The sequence below is a fragment of the Kitasatospora sp. NPDC093558 genome (genome assembly GCF_040683475.1).
Taxonomy (GTDB): Bacteria; Actinomycetota; Actinomycetes; order Streptomycetales; family Streptomycetaceae; genus Kitasatospora.
On record NZ_JBFBDY010000728.1, the window covers coordinates 1 to 2,847 of the forward strand.

Here is a 2,847-nt window from a genome sequence, read left to right on the forward strand (position 1 = left end):
GTCCGACGGCGCGGACGCGGGCCCGCACCCGCATCCGCGGCCGAGCCCCCGCTACCGGCTCGACCTGCACCGGCACCTCTGGGACGCCGACCGGGCAGGCGAGTTGGGCGATCGCGGTGGCGACGGCGCGGTGCGGCCGGTGCATCCGGCGGTCCCACCGGGCCTGCCGTGCGCCGTCGACCGTTGGGCCGACGAGGCGCGCATCCTGCTGGCCGCCGACGGGCTGCCGGAGGGTCCCGTCGCCGTCCGGCTCGGGGGCCGCCATCGGCTCGTCCTCGGCGCCGACGGCACGCTCGCGTCCGGCCCGCCGGACGGACTGCCGGTGCTGCCGGATGCTGCCACGTGGATCCCGCCGGACGTGGAACTGCTGCGCGGCGGGTTCATCTCGCCCGAACGGCTGCACCCGCTGGTCGCCGCCGTCCTGGTGCCGGGACACGTCCCGGAAGCACGGATGCGGCGCCCGGACGGCTCCCGGTTCGTCGAGTGCCGGGGCGCCCGGCACCGGATCGGCCTGGTGGACGGCGCGCTGGTCGCACTCGACCACGAGCCCGAGCAGCTCCGCCGCGAGGAACTGCTCGTCGCCCTCGGCGGCCCGCCCCTGCCGTGCCTGCGGGCGATCGACCTCGCCCACCGGCGCCCGGACGGGCTCGACGGCGTCCGCGAACTCCTGGACCACGGCGACACCGCCGGGGCCCTCGCGGTCGTCGAGGAACTGCTCGGCCCCGCGGCCGTGTTGCGCGACGGCCCGCTTCGGGACGAACTCGAGGCGGCGGCGCGGCGCCGGATCGCGCACGGCCTCTACCGCGCGGGCCTGGCCGGCGCGCACTGCCCGCCCGGCCACTGCCCGCCGGGCAGGCCCCGCCCGCGCGACCACCGCTCGCACCCGCGGCACTCCTTCTGACACCGACCGTCTTCAGGCCCTCTTCACAAGGTGATCCCATGTCTGTTTCCGTCCTGCCCGAAAACGCCGAACTCGCCGTCGCCGCCGACCTGTTGGCGCTCCTCGCCGACACCACCACCGAACTCCGCCCGGACGACCAGCTGGAGGCCCTGACGCTCGCCGTGGCCGCCGACCTGCCCGTCCTCCTCTGGGGCGAGCCCGGCATCGGCAAGACCGCCGCCCTCAACCAGCTCGCCACCTCCCTCGACCTGCCGCTCACCACCGTGATCGCCAGCGTCCACGAGCCCTCCGACTTCTCCGGGCTGCCGATCGTCGGCGACGACCCTGCCCAGCAAGGCGTCCCCCTGGCGCCGCCGGACTGGGCTGTGCGCCTCGTCCGGGCCGGGCGCGGGCTGCTCTTCCTCGACGAGCTGTCCACCGCGCCGCCCGCCGTCCAGGCCGCGCTGCTCAGGCTGGTCCTGGAGCGCCGCATCGGATCGCTCCAACTCCCGCCCGGCGTACGGATCGTGGCCGCCGCCAACCCGCGCTCCTCGGCCGCCGACGGCTGGGAGCTGAGCCCCCCGCTCGCCAACCGCTTCGTCCACCTCCAGTGGGTCCACGACCACGAGGTCGTCGTCCGCGGCCTCGGCGGCACCTGGCCGCGCGCCACCCTGCCGAGCCTCGACCCGGCCGCGCTCCCGGAGGCGGTGGCCTTCGCCCGGCGGGCCGTCTGCGGGCTGCTCGCCGCCCGCCCCAAGCTCGTCCACCAGCTGCCGAGCAGCGAGGCCCGCCGCGGTGGCGCCTGGCCGTCCCCGCGCAGCTGGGACATGGCGCTGCGCCTGACCGCCTTCGCGACGGCGGCCGGCTCCTCGCGGGACGTCCTGTCGCTGCTCGTCCGCGGCACCGTCGGGGACGGCCCCGGGCTCGAACTCCTCGCGAGCATCGACCGGATGGACCTCCCGGACCCGGAGGACCTCCTCGCCGACCCGGCCGCCGCCGTCCTGCCCGAGCGCGGCGACCTGCGCCAGGCCGTCCTGGACGGCGTCGTGGCCGCCGTCCGCAACCGGGCGACGCGCGAACGCTGGGACGCCGCCTGGGTGTTGCTCGTCCACGCGATGGAGACCGGCGCCCCGGACGTCGTGGTCGTCCCCGCGACCACGCTCGCCTCGCTGCGCCGCGACGACTGGGACGTGCCGGCCGCGATCGACCGGCTCGCCGGCGCGGTGCAGTTGTCCCGGCGCGCGGACGCCGCGGCGGACCGGGTGGCGGCGCTCGCGGGCAGGGGCGGCCGATGAACACCAACGAGAGTGCGCCCACGACCGCGAGCCTCGCAGACCTCGACGTCGACAAGCTCTTCGCCGCCCGGCTGATGGCCGCCCGGGCCCGCCCCTACCTGGCGACGGCGCTGTTCGCCCTGCACGTGGTGGAGTCGCGGGACGTCCCGACGATGGCCGTCGACGCCCACTGGCGCTGCTACGCCTCCCCGCACTTCGTCGCCCGGACGCCGGTCGAGGACCTCGCCGGCGTGTGGGTGCACGAGGTGTCCCACCTCCTGCGCGACCACCACGCGCGCAGCGAGCGGTACGCGAAGGAGCACGGGCTGACCGGCCCCGGGGAGCAGCTGCGGATGAACATCGCCGCCGACTGCGAGATCAACGACGACATCTACGGCGACGGCCTCGTGTGCCCCCAAGGGGCCGTCCTCCCGGCCCACTTGGATCTGGAGGCGGGCGGGCTGATGGAGGACTACCTCAGGCAGTTCCGGCTCGGGCAGCTCACCGACCACCTGGCCTGGCTCGACTGCGGCAGCGGCGCCGACGGCCGGGTGCGCCCGTGGGACCTCGGCCCGGACGGCGCCCACGGGCTCAGCCGGCAGGAGCGGGACGCGGTGCGCTTTCGGGTCGCCGAGGGCATCACCGGCCGGCCGGGGAGCGCCCCGGACGGCTGGCGGCGCTGGGCCAAAGAGG

At 76.6% G+C, this 2,847-nt stretch carries 1 protein-coding gene and 2 pseudogenes; all 3 read left to right on the plus strand.

Features of this window, described 5'->3' with window-relative positions:
- Positions 1-901, plus strand: a pseudogene (locus AB0O00_RS34365) (hypothetical protein); the annotation flags it as partial.
- Between the two features lie 38 nt (positions 902-939).
- Positions 940-2,175 carry a MoxR family ATPase gene (locus tag AB0O00_RS34370; protein WP_363658554.1) on the plus strand — a complete coding sequence of 412 codons (1,236 nt, stop codon included), beginning with the start codon at positions 940-942 and terminating at the stop codon, positions 2,173-2,175.
- Positions 2,172-2,847 (plus strand): annotated as a pseudogene (locus tag AB0O00_RS34375) (hypothetical protein); the annotation flags it as partial. The gene AB0O00_RS34370 and the pseudogene AB0O00_RS34375, both read left to right, overlap by 4 nt.